This is a genomic window from Streptomyces sp. JB150 (assembly GCF_011193355.1).
Classification (GTDB): Bacteria; Actinomycetota; Actinomycetes; order Streptomycetales; family Streptomycetaceae; genus Streptomyces.
This window is the reverse complement of record NZ_CP049780.1, coordinates 1,389,874-1,409,233: the sequence shown is the minus strand read 5'-3', so window position 1 is coordinate 1,409,233 and position 19,360 is coordinate 1,389,874. Positions and strand designations below refer to the sequence as shown.

The following is a 19,360-nucleotide window of genomic DNA, read 5'->3' as shown; positions in this document are numbered from 1 at the left end:
CGGCGTGCGCCCGCCCCCGGGACGGTCCCCCGACCGCGCCCGGAGGCACCTCGCAAAGCCGACAGCCGTCGCATCTCAGGGAGCCCCTACATGGCCTCGTTGCCGCCGACCCCTACCACCGACAGCCGGACCCGCGCGTCCGCGCTCCGAGAGGCCCTCGCCACCCGCGTGGTGGTCGCCGACGGAGCGATGGGCACCATGCTCCAGGCCCAGGAACCCTCCCTCGAGGACTTCCAGAACCTCGAAGGGTGCAACGAGGTCCTGAACGTCACCCGGCCGGACATCGTCCGCTCGGTGCACGACGCCTACTTCGCGGTCGGCGTGGACTGCGTGGAGACCAACACCTTCGGCGCCAACCTGACCGCCGCCGCCGAGTACGACATCGCCGAGCGGGTCCTGGAACTGTCCGAAGCCGGCGCCCGCATCGCCCGCGAGTCCGCCGACGCCCACACCGCCCGCGACGGCCGCCCGCGCTGGGTGCTCGGCTCCATGGGCCCCGGCACCAAGCTGCCCACCCTCGGCCACACCACCTTCCGCGCCATCCGCGACGCCTACCAGCAGAACGCCGAGGGCCTGCTCGCCGGCGGCGCCGACGCCCTGATCGTCGAGACCACCCAGGACCTCCTGCAGACCAAGGCTTCCGTCATCGCCGCCCGCCGCGCGATGGAGGTCGCCGGATACGACGTGCCGCTGATCGTCTCGGTCACCGTCGAGACCACCGGCACCATGCTCCTCGGCTCCGAGATCGGCGCCGCGCTCACCGCGCTGGAGCCGCTCGGCATCGACATGATCGGCCTGAACTGCGCCACCGGTCCCGCCGAGATGAGCGAGCACCTGCGCCACCTGTCCCGGCACGCCCGCGTCCCGCTGTCCTGCATGCCCAACGCCGGCCTGCCCGAGCTGACCAAGGACGGCGCGTACTACCCGCTCACCGCGCCGGAGCTGGCGGACGCCCAGGAGAACTTCGTCCGCGACTACGGCCTGTCCCTGGTCGGCGGCTGCTGCGGCACCACGCCGGAGCACCTGCGCCAGGTCGTCGAGCGCGTCCGCGGCCTGCGCCCGGTCGAGCGCGACCCGCGCCCCGAGCCGGGCGCCGCCTCGCTGTACCAGTCGGTGCCGTTCCGCCAGGACACCGCGTACCTGGCGATCGGCGAGCGCACCAACGCCAACGGCTCCAAGAAGTTCCGCGAGGCCATGCTGGAGGGCCGCTGGGACGACTGCGTGGAGATGGCCCGCGAGCAGATCCGCGAGGGCGCGCACATGCTCGACCTGTGCGTGGACTACGTCGGCCGCGACGGCGTCGCCGACATGGAGGAGCTGGCCGGCCGGTTCGCCACCGCCTCCACCCTGCCGATCGTGCTGGACTCCACCGAGGTCGACGTGATCCGCGCCGGGCTGGAGAAGCTGGGCGGCCGCGCGGTGATCAACTCGGTGAACTACGAGGACGGCGACGGCCCGGAGTCCCGGTTCGCCAAGGTCACGCAGCTGGCGAAGGAGCACGGCGCCGCGCTGATCGCCCTCACCATCGACGAGGAGGGCCAGGCCCGCACACCGGAGAAGAAGGTGGAGATCGCCGAACGGCTGATCGCGGACCTCACCGGCAACTGGGGCATCCGCGAGGAGGACATCCTCATCGACACCCTGACCTTCACCATCTGCACCGGTCAGGAGGAGTCCCGCAAGGACGGCATCGCCACCATCGAGGCGATCCGCGAGCTGAAGAAGCGCCACCCGAACGTGCAGACCACCCTCGGTCTGTCCAACATCTCCTTCGGCCTGAACCCGGCCGCCCGCATCCTGCTGAACTCCGTCTTCCTCGACGAGTGCGTCAAGGCCGGCCTGGACTCGGCGATCGTGCACGCGTCGAAGATCCTGCCGATCGCCCGCTTCGACGAGGAGCAGGTCAACACCGCCCTCGACCTGATCTACGACCGCCGCGGCGAGGGCTACGACCCGCTCCAGAAGCTCATGCAGCTGTTCGAGGGCGCGACCGCGAAGTCGCTGAAGGCGGGCAAGGCCGAGGAGCTGGCCGCGCTGCCGCTGGACGAGCGCCTGAAGCGGCGCATCATCGACGGCGAGCGCAACGGGCTGGAAGCCGACCTGGACGAGGCGCTCAGCCGGCGCCCGGCGCTGGAGATCGTCAACGAGACGCTGCTCGACGGCATGAAGGTGGTCGGCGAGCTGTTCGGCTCCGGCCAGATGCAACTGCCGTTCGTGCTCCAGTCCGCGGAGGTCATGAAGACCGCCGTGGCCTACCTGGAGCCGCACATGGAGAAGACCGACGAGGACGGCAAGGGCACCATCGTGCTCGCCACCGTGCGCGGCGACGTGCACGACATCGGCAAGAACCTCGTCGACATCATCCTGTCCAACAACGGCTACAACGTCGTCAACCTCGGCATCAAGCAGCCCGTCTCCGCGATCCTGGAGGCCGCCGAGGAGCACCGCGCCGACGTCATCGGCATGTCCGGACTCCTGGTGAAGTCCACGGTGATCATGAAGGAGAACCTGGAGGAGCTGAACGCCCGCGGCCTGGCCGCCCGCTACCCGGTCATCCTCGGCGGCGCCGCCCTCACCCGCGCCTACGTCGAACAGGACCTCCACGAGATCTACGAGGGCGAAGTCCGCTACGCCCGCGACGCGTTCGAGGGACTGCGCCTGATGGACGCCCTCATCGGCGTCAAGCGGGGCGTGCCCGGCGCCAAGCTGCCCGAGCTGAGGCAGCGCCGGGTGCGGGCCGCCACCGTCGAGACGGAGGAGCGCCCGCAGGAGGGCAACGTCCGCTCCGACGTCGCCACCGACAACCCCGTGCCCACCCCGCCGTTCTGGGGCACCCGCGTCGTCAAGGGCATCCAGCTCAAGGAGTACGCCGGCTGGCTCGACGAGGGCGCGCTGTTCAAGGGCCAGTGGGGCCTGAAGCAGGCGCGCACCGGACAGGGGCCCACCTACGAAGAGCTGGTCGAGACCGAGGGCCGGCCGCGGCTGCGCGGCCTGCTGGACAAGCTCCAGTCGCGGAACCTGCTGGAGGCGGCCGTCGTCTACGGCTACTTCCCGTGCGTCTCCAAGGACGACGACCTGATCATCCTCGACGAGGCGGGCAACGAGCGCACCCGGTTCACCTTCCCCCGCCAGCGCCGCGGCCGGCGGCTGTGCCTGGCCGACTTCTTCCGCCCGGAGGAGTCCGGCGAGACGGACGTCGTCGGACTCCAGGTCGTCACCGTCGGCTCCCGCATCGGCGAGGAGACCGCGAAGCTGTTCGAGTCCAACGCCTACCGGGACTACCTCGAACTGCACGGCCTGTCCGTGCAGTTGGCCGAGGCGCTGGCCGAGTACTGGCACGCCCGGGTCCGCTCCGAACTGGGCTTCGCCGGCGAGGACCCGGCCGACATCGAGGACATGTTCGCGCTGAAGTACCGCGGCGCGCGCTTCTCCCTCGGCTACGGCGCCTGCCCCGACCTGGAGGACCGTGCCAAGATCGCCGACCTGCTCCAGCCCGAGCGCATCGGCGTACACCTGTCCGAGGAGTTCCAGCTGCACCCCGAGCAGTCCACGGACGCCATCGTCATCCACCACCCCGAGGCCAAGTACTTCAACGCACGCTGAGGCACACGCCGGGCCTTCCGCGGGCGGGCACGCCGGGCTCCCGCGGGCGGGGGAGGCCGGGTGCCCCGCCGACCGCCGTTCAAACGAGGCGCTTCGCCGGCGCGCGTCGTACACTGGTCGGTCCACTGGAGGCCGGTTCCCGTGCGGGAACCGGCCTGCTCGTCCCTCAAGGAGGTACGCCGGATGACGACCACCGTCCCCGCGCTCGGCACCCGTACGGCCGACGGCTCCGCCCTCCAGGCCGTGCTCCTCGACATGGACGGGACCCTGGTGGACACCGAGGGTTTCTGGTGGGACGTCGAGGTCGAGGTCTTCGCGGCCCTCGGGCACACCCTCGACGACTCCTGGCGCCATGTCGTGGTCGGCGGGCCCATGAGCCGCAGCGCGGGGTTCCTCATCGAGGCCACGGGGGCCGACATCACCCTGGCCGAACTCACCGTCCTGCTCAACCAGGGGTTCGAGGACCGGATCGACCGCGCGCTGCCGATGATGCCCGGGGCCGCCCGGCTGCTCGCCGAGCTGGCCGCGCACGAGGTCCCCACGGCCCTGGTCTCCGCCTCCCACCGGCGCATCATCGACCGGGTGCTCGCCACGCTCGGCCCGGAGCACTTCGCCCTGACCGTGGCCGGTGACGAGGTGCCGCGCACCAAGCCGCACCCCGACCCGTATCTGCTGGCCGCGGCCGGGCTCGGTGCGGATCCGGCCAGATGCGCCGTCATCGAGGACACGGCGACCGGGGTGGCCGCCGCCGAGGCCGCCGGCTGCCGGGTCGTCGCGGTGCCGTCCGTCGCCCCCATCGCCCCCGCCGCCCGCCGCACCGTGGTGACCTCGCTCGAAGAGGTCGACCTGCCATTTCTGCGCGGGCTGATGACGGAAATGCGCTAGCTCTTCACCCACCGTGCAGCACGGATTGGGCGGGAATTCATCGAACGCGTCCGCGGGAGAATTCGAACCACTCCGGGTGGCCGAATTCCAGCGTCCACACACCCCGTTGAATATGTGAGGTTCACCACTCACGCGCGGTCCGGTGCGTCACCCCGCGCGTGCTCCTTGTCCGGTTCCCGCGGTTTGCGCCGTGCCCTTGTGTCCCGATTGGTGGGACGCTGCACGAATCCTTCCGCTGTCGGGTTTTCGGTGTGTCCACGTCCGGTTTCGCTGCGTGATGGCGGTTCAACTCCGGTGCCCGCGAACCGCGCTGCGGGCGCGCACTAATCTCGTCGCGAGAACATCACCCCCTGATCCCGTGATCCGCGGCGCCACCCCTGCATGCCGGATACACGGACTCGACAGCTCTGGAGAAACTCGAGCATGAACCGCAAGACTTTGGTGCTGCCGGCCCTGGCCGGCCTGCTCGCGCCCGCGCTCGCCGCATGCGGCGGGTCCGACGGCGGGAGCGACGGCGGCGACGCCATCGCCGTCGGCACCACGGACCGGTTCATCGTCTCCAAGGACGCGCCGGCCCCCCTCGACCCGGCCTACGCCTACGACGTCGGCACCTGGAACGTGCTGCGCCAGACCGTGCAGACGCTGATGATCCAGCCCCGCGGCGAGGGCGAGCCCGTCCCCGAGGCGGCCGAGAGCTGCGGCTTCACCGACACCGGCAACGAGCGCTACTCCTGCCGGCTGCGCGACGACCTGACCTTCGCGAACGGCGACCCGATCACCGCCGCCGACGTCAAGTACTCCATCGACCGCGCCCGCTCCATCAAGGCCGACAGCGGCGTCTTCGCCCTGCTGTCCACCATCGACACCGTCGAGACGCAGGGCGACCGCGAGGTCATCTTCCACCTCAAGACCGCGGACGCCACCTTCCCGTACAAGCTGTCCACGCCGGTCGCCGGCATCGTCAACCCCGACGACTACCCCAAGGGCAAGCTGCGCGCCGGCTTCGCCGTGGACGGCTCCGGCCCGTACACCCTGGAGGCCGAGGAGAAGGACGGCGAGCTGGTCAAGGCCGTGTTCACCAAGAACCCCTCGTACAAGGGCGCCCTGACGGTGAACAACGACAAGGTCGAACTGGTCTCCTACGCGGACGCCGACGCCATGGGCGACGCCCTCGAGAAGGGCGACATCGACCTGATGTCGCGCACCATGACGCCGCAGCAGATCCAGCAGCTGGGCACCGACGCGCCCGAGGGCGTCAACCTCGTCGACATGCCCGGCCTGGAGATCCGCTACCTGGCCTTCAACACCGACGCCCCGGCCGTCCGCAGCAAGGCCGTCCGCCAGGCCATGGCCCAGATCGTCAACCGCGGCCAGATCGTCTCCGAGGTCTACGGCTCGCAGGCCGAACCGCTGTACTCGCTGGTCCCGGCCGCCATCACCGGCCACTCCAACGCGTTCTTCAACCGCTACGGCGACCCGAACGTCGCCAAGGCCCGCGCCCTGCTCACCGGGGCCGACATCACCACCCCGGTCAAGCTGACGCTGCATTACACGACCGACCACTACGGCTCCGCCACGAAGAAGGAGTTCGAGCTGCTGCAGAAGCAGCTCAACGACAGCGGCCTGTTCGACGTCGACATCAAGGGCGCCCCCTGGACGACGTTCCGCCCCGCCGAGCAGAAGGGCGAGTACGAGGTCTACGGCATGGGCTGGTTCCCGGACTTCCCCGACGCCGACAACTTCCTCGCGCCCTTCCTCGACAAGGACAACTTCCTCGGCTCGCCGTACGCCAACAGCGAGATCCGCAACAGCCTGATCCCGCAGTCGCGCCGGGAGGCCGACCGGCTCGCCGCCGTCGACAGCCTGACGCGCATCCAGGACACCGTCGCCCGTGACGTCCCGGTGCTTCCCCTGTGGCAGGGCAAGCAGTACGTGGCCGCGCGGGACGACATCACCGGAAGCGCCTACGCGCTGAACTCCTCCTCCACCCTCCAGCTGTGGGAGCTCGGCCGCGGTGTGAGCGGCTGACATCTCCTCGCCCGTGCCCGGCCGCCGCACGGCCGCCCGGGATCCCGAGAACGACGTAAGGCACACGCACGTGAACATGCGCAAGCAGTGGCCCGTCCTGCCCCTCGCGGCAGGGCTGGCCTCCGGCCTGCTGACCGGATGCGGTACGGAGAACGGTGACGCGGGGAACAACGGTTCCTCCGTCGTCATGGGGATGTCCGACGACGTCCTGGCGACGGACCCGGCCTCCGGCTACGACCCCGGCTCCTGGCTGTTGTTCAACAACGTCTTCCAGTCGCTGCTCAGCTTCCCGAAGGGAGGCACCGAGCCGGAGCCCGACGCCGCGGAGCAGTGCTCCTTCACGGACACCTCGACCAAGGTGTACAAGTGCACGCTGAAGGACGGCCTGAAGTTCAGCAACGGAGACCCGCTCACCTCGAAGGACGTCAAGTTCTCCTTCGACCGCATGCTGAGGATCGCCGACCCCGACGGCCCGTCGATCATGTTCCCCATGCTCGACTCCGTCGAGACGCCCGACGACAAGACCGTCGTCTTCAGGCTGAAGGTGCCCGACGCCACCTTCCCCAGCAAGATCGCCTCCGGTGCCGGCTCCATCGTCAACCACCGTGAGTACGACGGCGCCCAGCTGCGCGAGGACGGCCAGGCGGTCGGTTCCGGCCCCTACAAGCTGGACTCCTTCAGCGAGGACGAGGCCGTCTTCTCCGTCAACGAGCACTACAAGGGCGACGCCGAGGTCAAGAACGACGGCGTCACCCTGAGGTTCTTCCACGGCGACCGCACCGCGCTGAAGCAGGCGCTCCTCGACGACGAGATCGACATCGCCTACCGAGGGCTGAGCGCCGGCGACATCGCCGACATCGAGAAGGCCGACGCCGACTCCGGCGCCCAGGTCGTCGAGGGAACCAGCGCCGAGGTCCAGCACCTGGTCTTCAACATGGACGACCCGGTCGCCGGAAAGCTCTCCGTCCGCAAGGCCATCGCCTACCTGATCGACCGCGACGCCCTCATCGAGGACGTCTACCAGGGCACCGCCACCCCGCTCTACTCGATCATCCCGGCCGGTATCGGCGGCCACAACACGGCCTTCTTCGACACCTACGGCGCGAGCCCCTCCAAGTCGAAGGCCGCCGCCGCCCTGCGGGAAGACGGCATCGACGGCAAGGTGAAGCTCACCCTCTGGTCGACGCCGTCCCGCTACGGCCCCGCCACCGACCAGGAGTTGCAGGCCATCGCCGGCCAGCTCAACGCCAGCGGCCTGTTCGAGGCCCGGGTCAAGTCGGTCCCCTTCGACCAGTACGAGAAGGACATCGAGGCCGGCAAGTACGGCGTCTACGTCAAGGGCTGGGTGCCCGACTACCCCGACGCCGACAACTTCACGGCCCCGTTCTTCGGCAAGGGCAACGTGCTCGGCAACAACTACGCCAACAACACCATCACCGGGACGCTGATCCCGCGCACGGCCGCCGAGTCCGACCGCGCCGCCACCGAGAAGGACTACGCCGCGCTCCAGGACATCGTCGCCGAGGAACTGCCCCTCCTGCCCGTGTGGCAGGCCAAGCAGTACGCGGTCGTCCGCGACGGCGTCTACGGCCTGGAGTACTGCCTGGACGCCTCGACGGTGTTCCGGTTCTGGGAGCTCAGCAAGAGCTGACCGGCACCACCGCTACCGACACCGAGGGCGGCTCTCCCTCCACGGGGAGAGCCGCCCTCGGCGTCGTCCGTCTCACTGCGCGCCGGGGCGCACCAGTCCGCTCTCGTACGCGTACACCGCGGCCTGCACCCGGTCGCGCAGCCCCAGTTTGGTCAGGACGTGGCCGACGTGGGTCTTCACGGTCGTCTCGCTGACGAACAGGTCCGCGGCGATCTCCGCGTTCGACAGACCGCGCGCCACCAGCTTCAGCACCTCCACCTCGCGGTCGGTGAGGGTGTTCAGCGTGTCCGGCACCGGCTCGTCACCGGCAGGCAGATGGGTGGCGTACTTGTCGAGCAGCCGGCGGGTGATGCTCGGCGCGAGCATGGCCTCACCGGCGGCCACCACCCGGATCGCCTGCACCAGTTCGTGCGCGGGCGCGTCCTTCAGCAGGAAGCCGCTCGCCCCCGCCCGCAGGGCCTCCACCACGTACTCGTCCAGGTCGAAGGTGGTCAGCACCAGCACCTTGGCCGGGCCGTCCCGCCCCGGGCCGGTGATCTGCCGGGTGGCCTCCACACCGTCCATCCGCGGCATGCGGATGTCCATCAGGACCACATCGGGCTGCAGGGCCCGCACCTGGTCGAGTGCCTGGAGGCCGTCCCCGGCCTCGCCGACGACCGCGATGTCCTGCTCGGCCTCCAGGATCATCCGGAAGCCCGTACGCAGCAGCGGCTGGTCGTCGACCAGTAGGACACGGATGGCCACGTAAGTCTCCTTCGCTCGCGCCCCATTCTGCCCTGCGCGGCCGGGCTCACGGGGAGCGGGTGGGCAGCGGGTAGGGCGGGGGAGTGCCGCCGAACTCCGGGCAGTGCGCCTGGTGGTCGCACCAGCCGCACAGCTTCGTGGGGCGCGGCCGCCAGTCCCCGGTCTCGGTCGCCCGCCGGATCGCCTCCCACAGCGCGAGCAGCTTGCGCTCCACCCGCTCCAGATCCGCCCGCACCGGGTCGTACGTCAGCACGTCGCCGCTGCCGAGGTAGACGAGCTGGAGACGGCGCGGGATCACGTTCTTCAGCCGCCACACCACCAGGGCGTAGAACGTCATCTGGAACAGCGCGCTGTCGGCGTACTCCGGCCGGGGCGCCTTGCCCGTCTTGTAGTCGACGATCCGGACCTCGCCGGTGGGCGCCACGTCGACCCGGTCGATGATGCCGCGCAGCCGGAGCCCCGACTCCAGCTCCGTCTCGACGAACAGCTCCCGCTCGGCCGGCTCCAGCCGGCTCGGGTCCTCCAGCGTGAACCAGCGCTCCACCAGCTGCTCCGCCTCACCGAGCCAGCGCGCCAGCCGCTCGCCCCCGGGATCGTCGGCGAACAGCTCGGCCAGCTCGGGGCGGGACTCGCGCAGCCGGTCCCACTGGGCCGGGATCAGCGACTTGGCGCGCGGCGCGGTGCGCTCCGCGGCGGGCGCGTCGAACAGCCGCTCCAGCACCGCGTGCACCAGCGTGCCCTTGGTCGCCGCCTCGCTCGGCTTCTCCGGCAGCCGGTCGATCACCCGGAACCGGTACAGCAGCGGGCACTGCATGAAGTCGCCGGCGCGGGAGGGGGACAGGGAGGCGGGCGGTACGGCCGGGGCGGAACCGGCGTCCGCCGCCGTCCCGGCCGCGGCCGTGATCATGCCGGCGGGCGCGGGCTCCGCCGTACCGTCGCTGTGGGCCTCCGTCACGCCCTCGGTGCTCGTCTCCATGTCCACAGACCTTACGGCCCACCACTGACAGTGACCTCCGCCACGGTCGTGTGCGCCGGCGGAGACGGGGGAAACAGAAGGGGTGCCGGGGCGGAACGCACCCCCGTGGCCGCATACCATCGACCCGAGACCTTCCGCCCGGCAGGTGCGGGACACGCTTCGAACGAGGGGACATCGTGGACGAGAGCGGCGGGAGCGGGCAGCCGCGGTCGGGCAACGACGACTCGACCGGACCCCACGCGACACCGGCCCCCCACCCCACCCCCGACGCGCCGGTCCGCGAGGACCGGGCGGCGAGCCGGACCACCGGCTCCCGCGCGGAACCGGCCCCCCACGGGGACGACACCGCGAGCCCGGCCGCCGCGACGGGCGCCGCCGGAAAGCCCGGCCTCGACAAGACCCCCGGCCCCTCGCAGCCCGCGCCCGAGCGACCCATGACCGATCGACCCACCCCGGAGGGGCCCGCACCCGACCAGCCCGCGTCCGAGCGGCCCACGCCCGAGCGGCTCGCCCCGGAGCGGCCCACTCCCTCGCCGTCCGCACCCGAGCACCCCGCGCCCCAGCGGCCCGCCGCCGAGCGGCCCACCCTCGGGCAGCCCTCTCCACGGCAGACCTCTGCGGCGCAGCCCTCTGCAGCGCACACCTCTCCCGGGCAGCCCCCTGCCGAGCAAGGCCGACCCCCGGCCCCGCCCCGCGGCGCCGCCCCCGCCGGCCAGCGCCCCGGCGCCGACGCGGGCGCCGGCGACGCCGCCCGCCCCGGCGGCCACGAGCGCCCCCACGCCCACTCCGGCCCCAAGGGCCCCGCCCCGCGGCGCCCCGAGCCCGGCGGCGGACTGCTGATGGGGCGCCCCTTCGGCGTGCCCGTGTACGTCACGCCCAGCTGGTTCCTCGTCGCCGCCCTCATCACCTGGGTCTTCGGCGGCCAGCTGGACCACATGCTGCCCGAGCTGGGCGGCGCCCGGTACCTGGTGGCACTGTTCTTCGCGGTCGCCTTCTACGCCTCCGTCCTCGTCCACGAGCTGGCCCACACGGTCGCCGCCCTCCGCTTCAAGCTGCCGGTGCGCCGCATCCAGCTCCAGTTCTTCGGCGGCGTATCCGAGATCGAGAAGGAAGCCGAGACCCCCGGCCGGGAGTTCGTCCTGGCCTTCGTCGGCCCGCTGCTCTCCCTCGTCCTCGCCGGCGTCTTCTACCTCGCCATGCAGCCCGTGGAGCCCGGCACGGTGCCGAGCGTCCTGCTCGCCGGTCTGATGATCTCCAACCTCATCGTCGCCGTCTTCAACCTGCTGCCGGGCCTGCCCCTGGACGGCGGCCGGATGCTGCGCGCCGTCGTCTGGAAGCTCACCGGCAAGCCCATGAGCGGCACGATCGCCGCCGCCTGGGTCGGCCGCGCCCTCGCCGTGTCCGTCCTGATCGGCCTGCCGCTGCTCACCCAGTCCGGCCTGCTCGGCGCGGACGCCGAGGACAACGTCGGCATGGACACCGTCCTGGACGCCCTGCTCGCCGCGATCCTCGCCGCGATCATCTGGACCGGCGCCGGCAACAGCCTGCGCGTGGCCCGGCTGCGCGAACACCTCCCCGAGCTGCGCGCCCGCGCCCTCACCCGCCGCGCGGTCCCGGTCCCGGGCGACACCCCGCTCTCCGAGGCCCTGCGCCGCGCCAACGCCGCCGGCGCCCGCGCCCTGGTGGTGGTCGACGCCGACGGCAGCCCGCTGTCGATCGTCCGCGAGGCCGCCATCGTCGGCGTCCCCGAGCACCGCCGCCCCTGGGTCTCCGTCAGCGGCCTGGCCCAGGAGCTCACCGACGGGATGCGGGTCCTGGCCGAGCTGGCCGGCGAGGAGCTGCTGGACGCCCTGCGCGCCCACCCCGCCACGGAGTACCTGGTCGTCGAGGAGACCGGCGAGATCTACGGCGTGCTGTCCGCCGCCGACGTGGAACGCGCCTTCGTCAAGGCCATGGCCCGGCCCAGCTGACCCGCCCAGCCGCCCAGCCGACCGGCCGGGCGGCCCGGGCCGTGGTCGGCCGCCCCGGCAAAGCCCGGTAGGCTGTTCACATGTCCGAACCGACCGGTGCCGCCCGCCGCCGCGGGCCCTTCAAGGTCGGGGACCAGGTACAGCTGACCGACCCCAAGGGCCGCCACTACACGTTCACGCTCGAGGCCGGGAAGAACTTCCACACCCACAAGGGTTCCTTCCCGCACGACGAACTGATCGGCGCTCCCGAGGGCAGCGTTGTCCGTACGACGGGGAACGTCGCCTATCTCGCGCTGCGCCCCCTGCTCCCCGACTACGTCCTGTCCATGCCCCGCGGGGCAGCCGTCGTCTACCCCAAGGACGCGGGGCAGATCCTCGCCTTCGCCGACATCTTCCCCGGCGCCCGCGTCGTGGAGGCCGGCGTCGGCTCCGGCTCGCTCAGCAGCTTCCTGCTGCGGGCCATCGGCGACCAGGGCATGCTGCACTCCTACGAGCGGCGCGAGGACTTCGCGGAGATCGCCAGGCAGAACGTGGAGCGCTACTTCGGCGGCCCGCACCCGGCCTGGCAGCTCACCGTCGGCGACCTGCAGGACAACCTGTCGGACACCGACGTCGACCGCGTCATCCTCGACATGCTCGCCCCCTGGGAGTGCCTGGAGGCCGTCTCCAAGGCGCTCGTGCCCGGCGGCATCCTGTGCTGCTACGTCGCGACCACCACCCAGCTCGCCCGGACCGTCGAGTCCATCCGCGAGATCGGCTGCTTCAACGAGCCGACCGCCTGGGAGACGATGATCCGCAACTGGCACATCGAGGGCCTGGCCGTCCGCCCGGACCACCGGATGATCGGCCACACCGGCTTCCTCCTCACCGCCCGCCGCCTCGCGGACGGCGTCGAGCCGCCCATGCGCCGCCGCCGCCCCGCCAAGGGCGCCTACGGCGAGGACTACACGGGCCCCAACGCCGACGGAGGCATGGGCCGCTAGCCGGCCCGGCCGCGCGCCGCCGCCGAGGCCTCGCGGGCCGGGGCGGCGTCGTCTCCCGTGCCGCCTTCAACGTCCCGGCGCCGTGGACGAGTTCCCGCACCCCGCGCGGAACCCGTCCACGGCGCCGCGCCGTTGACGCTCCACCGCCCCCGCCCGCCCCACGGCCGGCCCCCGGCGCTCACCCGGCCGGCAACACCCCTCACCCCGCCGTTCCCCCGCCCTGTGACGTGTGGCACCATGCTGGCCACCCCCACCGGCACAGCCCTCACAGGAGACACTCCTCGTGCAGCATCCCGCGGTCCCGGAACTGGCCCACACGCGCGCCCGTCCCATCCACTGGCTGGCCACCGCCACCGCGCTCGCCGGCGTCGTCGCCCTCTCCGCGCTCCTCCAGCCGGGCGCGGCCACCGCCGCCCAGGAGCCGGGCCAGGGGCCCCAGTCCGCGCCCGCGGCCGCCGCGCCCGCGACGGACGGCGTGGACTTCCCCCTCGAATGCGGCCCCGTCAAGGCCGTGGTGGAGCGCGAGGCGGCCGGGGACCTCGACGGCGACGGAAGGCCGGAGACGGTCGCCGTCGTGCACTGCGACGCGGGCATCAGCACCCCGCCCGACGGCGTCTACGTGCTCACGCGCTCAGCCGACGACGCCCCCGTGCGGCTGGTGGCCACCCTGGTCGACCCCAAGGACCGCTACACGGTCGAGGACTTCGCCGTCCGTGACGGCGCCGTGACCGCCACCTTGCTCGGCTACTCGTCCGCCGACGTGCCCACCTGCTGCCCGGACACCGAGGACCACGCGAAGTGGCGGTGGGAGAACGGCTCGTTCGTGCGCTCGTCACCCGCCGGCGCGCGCAGTGTGTGACGGATGTCGCCGCGCGGTGTGAGAAATCAGACAGTAGTAACCAGCCGTACAGTTCTGGTCACTCTGCGTCCGGGCCGTACATCTCTACCTTGTCCGAAACCCGACGTACGTGGATGCACTCGCCGGGACACTCCTTCGCGGAGTCGATCACGTCCGTGAGGAGCGGCAGCGGCACGGGGGTTGTCGCTCCCGGTGCCTGAAGCAGCTCGTCGCCGGGGCCCTTCACATAGGCCAGACCGTCGATGTCCAGCTCGAACACCTCCGGCGCGTACTGCGCGCAGATGCCGTCGCCGGTACAGAGATCCTGATCGATCCAGACCTCCAGCGCCTCGCCGCCGACTCCGGCCTCCTGCTGCACGGTCATCTCTCCTGCCCTTTTCTACGCCGAGCCATACGGGAATCCGGCCAGCTCTGGCGGGTGTTGAACACTTCGACCCTACCTCTGGCCGCTTTCCAATCCCGTTCGGTGGGTATTCCCCTGGCGTGAGGGAGAGCGCAAGGGTGAAGATCGGACACACCCCGACCGTCTTTGTGATCTAGGGGTTTCAATCGACACCCACCCAGGTAGGGTCTGGAAGCGTCCAGCTCCCCTTGGAGGAGGTGAGGACCGTGGCAGCCCACGACGACGACATGAACCGCGGCATCCGCCCGGGACGCGGGTCCGACGACCCGGCCGGGCAGATCGCCTACCTTGAGCAGGAGATCGCCGTCCTGCGACGCAAGCTCGCCGACTCTCCGCGACACACGAGGATTCTCGAAGAGCGGATCGTCGAGCTGCAGACCAACCTGGCCGGCGTGTCCGCCCAGAACGAACGACTCGCGAACACACTCCGTGAGGCCCGCGACCAGATCGTGGCCCTCAAGGAAGAGGTCGACCGGCTCGCGCAGCCGCCGGCCGGCTTCGGTGTCTTCCTCGCGGCGAACGAGGACGGCACGGCCGACATCTTCACCGGGGGCCGCAAGCTCCGGGTGAACGTCAGCCCCAGCGTCGAGCTCGACGAGCTGCGGCGCGGCCAGGAAGTCATGCTCAACGAGGCGCTCAACGTGGTCGAGGCCATGGAGTTCGAGCGCGTCGGTGACATCGTCACCCTCAAGGAGATCCTGGAGGACGGCGAGCGGGCCCTGGTGCTCGGGCACACCGACGAGGAGCGGGTGGTGCGGCTCGCCGAGCCGCTGCTGGACGTCACCATCCGCCCCGGCGACGCCCTGCTCCTCGAACCCCGCTCCGGCTACGTCTACGAGGTCGTGCCCAAGAGCGAGGTCGAGGAACTCGTCCTCGAAGAGGTCCCCGACATCGGTTACGACCAGATCGGCGGCCTCGGCAACCAGATCGAGGCCATCCGCGACGCGGTCGAGCTTCCGTACCTGTACCCGGACCTGTTCAAGGAGCACGAACTGCGGCCGCCCAAGGGCGTCCTGCTGTACGGGCCCCCCGGCTGCGGCAAGACACTCATCGCCAAGGCCGTCGCCAACTCACTGGCCAAGAAGGTCGCGGAAGTGACCGGCCAGGCGGCGGGCAAGAGCTTCTTCCTGAACATCAAGGGCCCCGAGCTGCTGAACAAGTACGTCGGCGAGACCGAGCGGCAGATCCGCCTGGTCTTCCAGCGGGCCCGTGAGAAGGCCAGCGAGGGCACGCCCGTCATCGTCTTCTTCGACGAGATGGAGTCCCTCTTCCGCACCCGTGGCTCCGGTGTCAGCTCGGACGTGGAGAACACCATCGTCCCGCAGCTGCTCGCCGAGATCGACGGCGTGGAGGGCCTGCAGAACGTGGTCGTGATCGGCGCCTCGAACCGCGAGGACATGATCGACCCCGCGATCCTGCGTCCCGGCCGGCTCGACGTCAAGATCAAGATCGAGCGTCCGGACGCCGAGGCGGCCAAGGACATCTTCGGCAAGTACCTCACCGAGCGCCTTCCGCTGCACGCGGACGACCTCGCCGAGCACGGCGGCGACAAGGGCGCGTGCGTCCAGGCCATGATCCAGACGGCCGTGGAGCACATGTACGCGGAATCCGAGGAGAACCGCTTCCTCGAGGTGACCTACGCCAATGGTGACAAGGAAGTCCTGTACTTCAAGGACTTCAATTCCGGCGCCATGATCGAGAACATCGTGGGCCGCGCCAAGAAGATGGCGATCAAGGACTTCCTCGAGCACAACCAGAAGGGCCTTCGAGTCTCCCACCTCCTCCAGGCGTGCGTGGACGAGTTCAAGGAGAACGAGGACCTGCCCAACACCACCAACCCGGACGACTGGGCCCGGATCTCCGGAAAGAAGGGCGAGCGGATCGTCTACATCCGCACTCTGATCACCGGAAAGCAGGGCGCGGACACCGGACGCTCCATCGACACGGTGGCGAACACCGGTCAGTACCTGTAAAACGCAGGGCGGCTGCGGGTGCCCTCTCCGGGTACCCGCAGCCGACTCTTTTTCCGGCGACGCCCGGGACGAGGGCGCGCGAGGCAATGACGCAAATGATCTCCCCACCAGCGCAAAGGCGTTCTAGGCTCTTCCGTACCGCCGCGTCGCGCAGTGCGGGGACGGGCACCGCACACGCGACCGAGCGCAAGCGGTATCTGCGCGGGGCCCACGACCGAGGACTCCGCCGGGCAAGGAGGGCCGCATGACCGTACGGCGAGTAATGGGCATCGAGACGGAATATGGGATCTCCGTCCCCGGCCACCCCAACGCCAATGCCATGCTCACCTCATCCCAGATCGTCAACGCCTACGCGGCGGCGATGCACCGGGCCCGCCGGGCCCGCTGGGACTTCGAGGAGGAGAATCCGCTGCGGGACGCACGGGGCTTCGACCTCGCCCGCGAGGCCGCCGACTCCAGCCAGCTCACCGACGAGGACATCGGTCTGGCCAACGTCATCCTCACCAACGGCGCACGGCTCTACGTCGACCACGCGCACCCCGAGTACAGCGCCCCGGAGGTCACCAACCCGCGGGACGCCGTCCTCTGGGACAAGGCCGGCGAGCGGATCATGGCCGAGGCCGCCGAGCGGGCGGCCCAGCTCCCCGGTGCCCAGCCGATCCACCTCTACAAGAACAACACCGACAACAAGGGCGCCTCCTACGGCACGCACGAGAACTACCTGATGAAGCGAGAGACCCCCTTCTCGGACATCGTGCGCCACCTGACGCCCTTCTTCGTCTCCCGGCAGGTCTTCGCGGGCGCCGGCCGCGTCGGCATCGGCCAGGACGGCCACGAACACGGCTTCCAGCTCAGCCAGCGCGCGGACTACTTCGAGGTCGAGGTCGGCCTGGAGACCACCCTGAAGCGCCCCATCATCAACACCCGCGACGAGCCCCACGCGGACGCCGAGAAGTACCGCCGGCTGCACGTGATCATCGGCGACGCGAACCTGTCCGAGATCTCGACCTACCTCAAGCTGGGCACGACGGCCCTGGTCCTGTCCATGATCGAGGACGGCTTCATCGCCGTCGACCTCGCCGTGGACCAGCCCGTCCGCACCCTCCACCAGGTCTCGCACGACCCGTCCCTCAAGCGCCTGGTCACGCTGCGCAGCGGCCGGACACTCACCGCGGTCCAGCTGCAGATGGAGTACTACGAGCTGTCCCGCAAGTACGTGGAGGAACGCTTCGGGGAAGACGCCGACGAGCAGACCAAGGACGTGCTCGCGCGCTGGGAGGACGTGCTCACCCGCCTGGAGAACGACCCCATGAGCCTGGCCGGCGAGCTGGACTGGGTCGCCAAGCGGGAGCTCATGGAGGGCTACCGCCGCCGCGACGACCTTGACTGGGACGCCGCGCGGCTTCACCTCGTCGACCTCCAGTACGCCGACGTACGCCCCGAGAAGGGCCTCTACAACCGTCTGGTGGCCCGGGGACGGATGAAGCGGCTCCTGGACGAGGCCGACGTCGAGCGGGCCAAGCAGAAGCCGCCGGAGGACACCCGCGCCTACTTCCGCGGCCGCTGCCTGGAGCAGTACGCCGACGACGTCGCCGCGGCCTCCTGGGACTCCGTGATCTTCGACCTCCCGGGCCGGGACTCCCTGCAGCGCGTCCCAACCCTGGAACCGCTTCGCGGAACGCGTAATCACGTCAAGGAGCTCCTGGACCGCTGCCGCACCGCCGAGGACCTGGTCAGGGTGCTCTCCGGCGGCTGAGCGGGTACCCGGGAGGAGCCGGCCGGGCAGGGTGGAAAACACCGGCTCCGGGAATCATCGATACGGGCCCCGTACGTTGGAGAAACTGCGGGGCCATTGTCAGACCCGGCGAGTAGGGTCTGATCTTGAACCAGCAACTGTGTCGGGCGAACCGAGCGGGGTGAGGGTGATGGCGACCAAGGACACCGGCGGCGGACAGCAGAAGGCCACCCGGTCCACCGAGGAGGTCGAGGAGCAGGCGGCGGAGGCGCAGGCGTCCGAGGACCTCAAGGAGCGGCACGAGAAGCTCAGCGACGACGTGGACTCCGTCCTGGACGAGATCGACGACGTGCTCGAGGAGAACGCCGAGGACTTCGTGCGCTCCTTCGTTCAGAAGGGTGGCCAGTAAAGGCGTCCTGCCTCACCCGCCTTCGAACCGAAGGCAGGGAGAGGGCGAGGGGCGCCCGGGAAAGCGGAGCACCGGTGCGGTGCCGGGAGCGCGCGGCCGAGTCCGGTGCCGCGCGTTACCGGCGCCGCGCTGTCTTCGCCCACCGGCTTCCGCCACCGCATGTGGATCACCGCCACAAGACGGGTAGGGTCCGTCGTACTGTGCTTCAACTGCAATTCCGGCCTCGGCCTGTTGACTAATCGGAAGGAAACGCGTGGAAGCCAACACTCGTAGCACCGGGCGTCTACCAGCTGCCTTCCTGACGCCTGGATCTTCTTCGTTCATGGACTTCCTGTCGGAGCACCAGCCGGAGCTGCTGCCCGGCAACCGGCAACTCCCGCCCACGCAGGGCGTGGTCGAGGCCCCGCACGGGACGACCATCGTGGCCGTGACGTTCCCCGGCGGCGTGGTGCTCGCCGGTGACCGCCGGGCCACGATGGGCAACGTGATCGCGCAGCGGGACATCGAGAAGGTCTTCCCGGCGGACGAGTACTCGGCCGTCGGCATCGCCGGCACCGCCGGTCTGGCCGTCGAGATGGTCAAGCTGTTCCAGCTGGAGCTCGAACACTTCGAGAAGGTCGAAGGGGCGCAGCTCTCCTTGGAGGGCAAGGCGAACCGGCTGTCGACGATGATCCGGTCCAACCTCGGCATGGCCATGCAGGGCCTGGCCGTGGTGCCGCTCTTCGCCGGTTACGACCTGGACCGCGCCAAGGGCCGCATCTTCTCCTACGACGTGACGGGCGGCCGCTCCGAGGAGCACGGGTACGCCGCCACCGGCTCCGGCTCGATCTTCGCGCGGGGCGCCATGAAGAAGCTCTTCCGTGACGACCTGACCGAGGACGAGGCCACCACCCTGGTGGTCCAGGCCCTGTACGACGCGGCAGACGACGACTCGGCGACCGGCGGTCCCGATGTCGCCCGCCGGATCTACCCGATCGTCACCGTGATCACCGAGGACGGCTTCCGCCGGCTCACCGAGGACGAGTCCTCGCAGATCGCCCGGGCCGTGCTGGAGCGGCGTCTGGAGCAGCCGGACGGCCCGCGGGCCGCCCTGCTCTGACCGCGGGCTCTTGTTGTCGGGTGATCCAGTGACTTCCACAGA

14 protein-coding genes are annotated in these 19,360 nt (G+C 70.5%); 11 read left to right on the top strand and 3 right to left on the bottom strand.

Annotated features, from left to right (window positions below):
- Positions 1-90 precede the first annotated feature (90 nt).
- The 4 genes from metH to G7Z13_RS06680 all read left to right on the top strand — a co-directional run bounded on the left by metH (position 91) and on the right by G7Z13_RS06680 (position 8,167).
- Positions 91-3,603, top strand: a complete 3,513-nt coding sequence (gene metH / locus G7Z13_RS06695; protein ID WP_165996973.1) for a methionine synthase — start codon at positions 91-93, stop codon at positions 3,601-3,603.
- A 183-nt stretch (positions 3,604-3,786) separates the two neighbouring features.
- Positions 3,787-4,488: an HAD family phosphatase gene (locus tag G7Z13_RS06690; protein WP_165996971.1), complete on the top strand. Its 702-nt coding sequence runs from the start codon at positions 3,787-3,789 to the stop codon at positions 4,486-4,488.
- Positions 4,489-4,911: 423 nt separating this feature from the next.
- A complete protein-coding gene (locus tag G7Z13_RS06685; protein WP_165996969.1) occupies positions 4,912-6,516 on the top strand; it encodes an ABC transporter substrate-binding protein in 1,605 nt (534 codons plus the stop codon).
- 70 nt (positions 6,517-6,586) lie between these two features.
- Positions 6,587-8,167, top strand: coding sequence for an ABC transporter substrate-binding protein (locus G7Z13_RS06680; RefSeq protein ID WP_165996966.1), 1,581 nt, complete (start codon positions 6,587-6,589; stop codon positions 8,165-8,167).
- A gap of 72 nt (positions 8,168-8,239) precedes the next feature.
- On the opposite strand, the gene G7Z13_RS06675 is transcribed toward G7Z13_RS06680, so the two are convergent.
- Together G7Z13_RS06675 and G7Z13_RS06670 are read right to left on the bottom strand one after the other, a co-directional pair.
- Positions 8,240-8,911, bottom strand: a complete 672-nt coding sequence (locus G7Z13_RS06675) for a response regulator transcription factor (protein WP_165996964.1) — start codon at positions 8,909-8,911, stop codon at positions 8,240-8,242.
- Positions 8,912-8,957: 46 nt separating this feature from the next.
- Positions 8,958-9,887 carry a RecB family exonuclease gene (locus tag G7Z13_RS06670; RefSeq protein WP_165996961.1) on the bottom strand — a complete coding sequence of 310 codons (930 nt, stop codon included), beginning with the start codon at positions 9,885-9,887 and terminating at the stop codon, positions 8,958-8,960.
- Between the two features lie 176 nt (positions 9,888-10,063).
- On the opposite strand from G7Z13_RS06670, the gene G7Z13_RS06665 reads away from it, so the two are divergent.
- The 3 genes from G7Z13_RS06665 (at position 10,064) to G7Z13_RS06655 (ending at position 13,699) form a co-directional block, all read left to right on the top strand.
- Entirely contained in the window at positions 10,064-11,857 is a 1,794-nt protein-coding gene (locus tag G7Z13_RS06665) for a site-2 protease family protein (RefSeq protein ID WP_165996960.1), read from the top strand.
- A gap of 80 nt (positions 11,858-11,937) precedes the next feature.
- Positions 11,938-12,840, top strand: a complete 903-nt coding sequence (locus G7Z13_RS06660; protein ID WP_165996958.1) for a tRNA (adenine-N1)-methyltransferase — start codon at positions 11,938-11,940, stop codon at positions 12,838-12,840.
- A 283-nt stretch (positions 12,841-13,123) separates the two neighbouring features.
- Positions 13,124-13,699 (top strand): hypothetical protein, encoded by a 576-nt coding sequence (locus tag G7Z13_RS06655; protein WP_165996956.1) that lies wholly within the window; start codon positions 13,124-13,126, stop codon positions 13,697-13,699.
- 58 nt (positions 13,700-13,757) lie between these two features.
- Here G7Z13_RS06655 and G7Z13_RS06650 read toward each other — a convergent pair whose 3' ends face one another.
- The gene (locus tag G7Z13_RS06650; RefSeq protein ID WP_165996954.1) at positions 13,758-14,063 is read right to left on the bottom strand and encodes a ferredoxin; all 306 of its coding nucleotides are present in this window, start codon (positions 14,061-14,063) and stop codon (positions 13,758-13,760) included.
- 245 nt (positions 14,064-14,308) lie between these two features.
- On the opposite strand from G7Z13_RS06650, the gene arc reads away from it, so the two are divergent.
- The 4 genes from arc to prcB all read left to right on the top strand — a co-directional run bounded on the left by arc (position 14,309) and on the right by prcB (position 19,318).
- Complete coding sequence (arc, locus tag G7Z13_RS06640; RefSeq protein WP_165996950.1) at positions 14,309-16,075, top strand: proteasome ATPase; 1,767 nt, start codon at positions 14,309-14,311, stop codon at positions 16,073-16,075.
- Positions 16,076-16,319: 244 nt separating this feature from the next.
- Positions 16,320-17,831 (top strand): depupylase/deamidase Dop, encoded by a 1,512-nt coding sequence (dop, locus tag G7Z13_RS06635; RefSeq protein ID WP_346767987.1) that lies wholly within the window; start codon positions 16,320-16,322, stop codon positions 17,829-17,831.
- A 169-nt stretch (positions 17,832-18,000) separates the two neighbouring features.
- Entirely contained in the window at positions 18,001-18,219 is a 219-nt protein-coding gene (locus tag G7Z13_RS06630; RefSeq protein ID WP_062154959.1) for a ubiquitin-like protein Pup, read from the top strand.
- A 253-nt stretch (positions 18,220-18,472) separates the two neighbouring features.
- A complete protein-coding gene (prcB, locus tag G7Z13_RS06625; protein ID WP_165996948.1) occupies positions 18,473-19,318 on the top strand; it encodes a proteasome subunit beta in 846 nt (281 codons plus the stop codon).
- Positions 19,319-19,360 lie beyond the last annotated feature (42 nt).

Excerpts from the sequence above, each read along its gene's own strand:
- metH (WP_165996973.1), top strand. The coding sequence starts at position 91 with ATGGCCTCGTTGCCGCCGACCCCTACCACCGACAGCCGGACCCGCGCG.
- G7Z13_RS06630 (WP_062154959.1), top strand. The coding sequence starts at position 18,001 with ATGGCGACCAAGGACACCGGCGGCGGACAGCAGAAGGCCACCCGGTCC.
- G7Z13_RS06660 (WP_165996958.1), top strand. The coding sequence starts at position 11,938 with ATGTCCGAACCGACCGGTGCCGCCCGCCGCCGCGGGCCCTTCAAGGTC.
- dop (WP_346767987.1), top strand. The coding sequence starts at position 16,320 with ATGACCGTACGGCGAGTAATGGGCATCGAGACGGAATATGGGATCTCC.
- G7Z13_RS06685 (WP_165996969.1), top strand. The coding sequence starts at position 4,912 with ATGAACCGCAAGACTTTGGTGCTGCCGGCCCTGGCCGGCCTGCTCGCG.
- G7Z13_RS06650 (WP_165996954.1), bottom strand. The coding sequence starts at position 14,063 with ATGACCGTGCAGCAGGAGGCCGGAGTCGGCGGCGAGGCGCTGGAGGTC.
- G7Z13_RS06690 (WP_165996971.1), top strand. The coding sequence starts at position 3,787 with ATGACGACCACCGTCCCCGCGCTCGGCACCCGTACGGCCGACGGCTCC.
- G7Z13_RS06670 (WP_165996961.1), bottom strand. The coding sequence starts at position 9,887 with ATGGAGACGAGCACCGAGGGCGTGACGGAGGCCCACAGCGACGGTACG.